Source organism: Streptomyces sp. adm13(2018) (assembly GCF_008042145.1).
In the GTDB taxonomy this organism is placed as follows: domain Bacteria; phylum Actinomycetota; class Actinomycetes; order Streptomycetales; family Streptomycetaceae; genus Streptomyces.
In genome coordinates this window covers 6,380-10,022 of sequence record NZ_RDBH01000105.1, presented here as the reverse complement: position 1 = coordinate 10,022, position 3,643 = coordinate 6,380, and the positions used below count along the sequence as shown (strand labels likewise).

Annotated in this window: 4 protein-coding genes; 1 reads left to right on the top strand and 3 read right to left on the bottom strand. The window is 70.1% G+C overall.

Annotation, left to right across the window (positions count from 1 at the left end):
* The 3 genes from EAO70_RS37815 to EAO70_RS09495 form a co-directional block, all read right to left on the bottom strand.
* Positions 1 to 254: FKBP-type peptidyl-prolyl cis-trans isomerase (locus EAO70_RS37815; RefSeq protein WP_187283818.1), on the bottom strand; the 254-nt coding region annotated here is incomplete at its 3' end.
* A gap of 116 nt (positions 255 to 370) precedes the next feature.
* Positions 371 to 1,141, bottom strand: coding sequence for a hypothetical protein (locus tag EAO70_RS09500; protein ID WP_148002567.1), 771 nt, complete (start codon positions 1,139 to 1,141; stop codon positions 371 to 373).
* Positions 1,125 to 2,357, bottom strand: coding sequence for a hypothetical protein (locus tag EAO70_RS09495; RefSeq protein ID WP_148002566.1), 1,233 nt, complete (start codon positions 2,355 to 2,357; stop codon positions 1,125 to 1,127). Before EAO70_RS09495 ends, EAO70_RS09500 begins: the two co-directional genes overlap by 17 nt.
* A gap of 294 nt (positions 2,358 to 2,651) precedes the next feature.
* Here EAO70_RS09495 and EAO70_RS09490 point away from each other — a divergent pair, with 294 nt between their 5' ends.
* Positions 2,652 to 3,386: an SOS response-associated peptidase gene (locus tag EAO70_RS09490; protein ID WP_148002565.1), complete on the top strand. Its 735-nt coding sequence runs from the start codon at positions 2,652 to 2,654 to the stop codon at positions 3,384 to 3,386.
* The last annotated feature ends 257 nt before the right edge of the window (positions 3,387 to 3,643 follow it).

Below are 3,643 nucleotides of genomic sequence, written 5' to 3'. Positions count from 1 at the left end.
CTCATCCCCCTGATCCCCCGGTCCCAGCCCTTGATGACCCGGCCGCCGCCCACGGCGAACTTGAACGGCTGTCCGCGGTCCCAGGAGGCGTCGAACTCCCGTCCGGACGCGAAGGTGACACCCACGTAGTGGACCTGGACGACGTTCCCCGGCTTCGCCTCGGGGCCGTCGCCGACGACGAGGTCCCGGACGGTCAGCTCGGTGGGAGCCTCACCCTCCGGAACCTGGACCTCGGGCTTGGTGGGTTCGCTCATCGCGGTCTCGTTCCTGTCCTCCGGAGGCCCCCGTACGGGACCGGCCGGGCGCATGGGCACTCCATGCGGCAGACGGTCACGCTACCGAGCCCCGGAGCGACAGGGACACACGGAGATCAGACGGGCGGCATGAGGTCGCTCTCACTGACGGTATACGTCAATGGGGGGTACACGAAGTCCGTCTCGTCGTTCTCGCGGCGTCGCAGCCGGTAGAACTCCCGCGCCTGCTCCTCGTCGGCCGGCGCGAGGCGATCGCCCTCCGGGAGCCGGGCGTGACCGTCGCCGAAGCGGAGGAGCGTCTTCGACGTCCGGAAGGTCACGCCGAGCCACGGGTTCTCGGCGACCTGGGCGGGTGCGTCCAGGACGATGCGGTGCTTGAGACGCCGGTTCGACGCGAGCGAGAACGTGACGACGCTGTTCTGGACGAGCGGGATCTCGAACGGGTCGCCACCGGACTCCTTCGACGCGAGGACCAGCTTTCTGGGCGGGCCCGCGTCGGGGTCCCGGTAGCAGGAGAAGACCGCGATGAACGATCCGTCCGCCAGATCGAGGGCCTGGTCGGAGTGCCCGCCCATGGTCCGGTACGCGTTGGTGTACCGCTCGATCAGCGCGTTGTTGAAACCGACCGGAACCCCCGCGCACTCCTGAACGCGCACCGCCAGTTCCTCGTGCACCGCCCGGAATCGCTGCGGCGGCCGGCGGTACCGCGTCGTCGTCCGTACGAGGGGGACCGCGCCCGTCTCGTCGACCCGGGTGAGCACGGCGCCCTGCCGGCCCTTTCCCGTGTCCTCCAGCTCCGCCGACGCGGACAGCGCCGCGAAGGGGTTCTCCTCGGTGGGCAGGACGCACGACAGGACCGCGTCGGAGATCCTAGGCTCGGGGAGCAACGTAGTCCCCCGCGTTCATGCTGAAGAGGAACTCGTCGCCGTAGTCGACGAAGCCCGTGGTCCGGTTCTCCTCCGCGTACAGCCCGCGGAGCCTGTTCATGCCGTCCTCCGTCGGTGGAGCGAGCCTCACCAGGTCTCCTGCCCTCTTGAGGAACGTGTGACCGTCCTTGTGCACGGCCTCCGCGCTCGAACAGCGCACCACGTATCCCAGGCGGGTGGGGAGCAGGTCGGCGTCGAGCGTCGAGGGCCGGATCTCGTGCGTGTACAGGCGGTTGGTGGAGAGCGGCATGAGGAAGACCGACCCGGGATACAGCGGCACGGTGAACTGCGCCGGAAGCGCGGTCCCGTCGTGCTGCCCGGCCGGATCCTTGCGGCGGAAGTACAGCCTGGTCAGTCCGCTGGCCCGCCCCACGCCGTGGTCGAACACGTCCTCGGGCATGGGCCGCAGCCCGTCGAGCCCGTCGTAGAACGTGCAGAAGGCCATGATGCCGTCGACGGGCATGTCCTTGGTCTTGTCGGCGTGGGCCGAGATCCTGGCCTTGGACTGCTTCCGCTCCGCCGTGGCCCCGGTGTTGTGGTAGATCTGGGCCAGCACGTGATTGAGCGGCGCGTGGTCCCGGAAGACGGTCGCGGCCTCGCGGTTCAGACTGTCGACGATGTACGTGTCCGCCGGACGGAAGCCCTCGGTGGGGCCGGAGAGGTTCGTCGAACACCGCAGCAGGCGGTAGTGCAGTTCGTCACCGCTCCGCGTGACGGGCGTCAGATAGACACCGCTGCGGAGGGCCGTCCCGGGCTTGGTGGACTCGGTCAGGGACTGGAACGCGTGCTCCGCGCGGATCCGGCGGAACAGATCCTCCTCGGCTCCGAAGAACCCCCGGTAGGAGACGCCGACACCGTGCACGCCGAGAGGGACGCGGCCGAGACCGATCATGGTCCAGGACCCGTCGACGTCCTCGGGACGGCCGTGCGACAGCTCCCGGACGACGAACACGCGGTCGGCGCCCCGCAGTACGCGGCCGTCGATCTCGGAGAGGTCACCGCACAGGTAGACGGTCCTCCGCGCGAGGTCGTGCGCACCGGAGGCAAGCTCCTCCGGTGTGATCCGGCGCCCGAAGAAGTCCCCGACCGCGTCGTCGTCCTGGAGCGCCGAGGGCGCGACCAGCAGGGTGCGGGCGTCGTCGATGCGGGCTTCGGTCGGTTCGGTTGCTCTCCCCATGGAACAAGTATCCCGATCGCGCCGACAGTTCCGTCCGCGGGCGCCGGAACCTCAAGAAGGTGGCTTCTCCCCCTCGGGGAGCGCCGAGCGGACTCTGCGGAGTGCTGACGGCGGGAGCAGCGGATTGTCGGACGGAGCCGTCCAGTCGAACCGGCCGCGGACGCTGAGCAGGCGTGCCTCCATGCGGGCGCTTTCGGCGGTGTCCTGCTTCGCGCGCTGCTGGAACGTCCCGTCGACGACGGCGCCCAGAGGTGCGTCGGGGATTCGATCCGCCTCTCGTGGCACAGTGGTCGCATGTGCGGTCGATACGCCTCGACTCGAGGCCCCGAGGATCTGAACCGGCTCTTCCAGGTCGTCGACTGGGACCCCGCGGAGACGCTGGCGCCCAGTTGGAACGTCGCGCCCACCGACGCGGTCTACGCGGTTCTCGAACGCGCGGAGCGGGGTGGCGAGGAGCACGTGCGTCGGCAACTGCGCGCCGTGCGGTGGGGGTTGGTGCCGTCGTGGGCGAAGGATCCGAAGTCAGGGGCCCGCATGATCAACGCCCGGGTCGAGACCGTGCACGAGAAGCCCGCGTACCGGCGTGCCTTCGCCAAGCGCCGCTGCCTGCTGCCCGCGGACGGTTTCTACGAGTGGGACCCGGTGAAGGACGAGACGACGGGCAAGACCCGTAAGCAGCCCTACTTCATCACCCCGTCCGACGGTCAGCTGATGGCCTTGGCGGGGCTGTACGAGTTCTGGCGCAATCCCGACGTCGCGGGTGACGACGACCCCGACGCCTGGCTCACGACCTGCACGATCATCACGACGGAGGCGACCGACGCGGCCGGCCGCGTCCACCCGCGGATGCCGCTCGCGCTCACGCCCGAGCACTACGACACCTGGCTCGACCCCCACCACCAGGACACCGACGACCTGCGCGCGCTGCTCGCGAGCCCCGCGGACGGCCGGCTCGACGCCCGGGCCGTATCACCCGCCGTCAACAACGTCCGCAACAACGGCGCCCACCTCCTCGACCCGGCCACCTGACCCTGACCCCCTGCCGACGGGGCGAACCGTGGTGAATTCGGCAAGCCGCCGTCACCGAACCGTGAAGCACGGGCGCGAGTCTGGTGTCCACCACAGCGCGGTTCGAGCGCTGTCATCGGGGGGAGCACCGCCATGAGCACCGTTCGCAGAACCGTCGTCGTCCTCGGCGCCCTGTCGGCGCTGGCCCTCACCGGGTGCGGTCCCTCCGAGGACGGTGCCGGGGGCGGCACCGACGTGCCGCCCGCCACCCCCACCGC

Excerpts from the sequence above, each read along its gene's own strand:
- EAO70_RS09495 (WP_148002566.1), bottom strand. The coding sequence starts at position 2,357 with ATGGGGAGAGCAACCGAACCGACCGAAGCCCGCATCGACGACGCCCGC.
- EAO70_RS09490 (WP_148002565.1), top strand. The coding sequence starts at position 2,652 with ATGTGCGGTCGATACGCCTCGACTCGAGGCCCCGAGGATCTGAACCGG.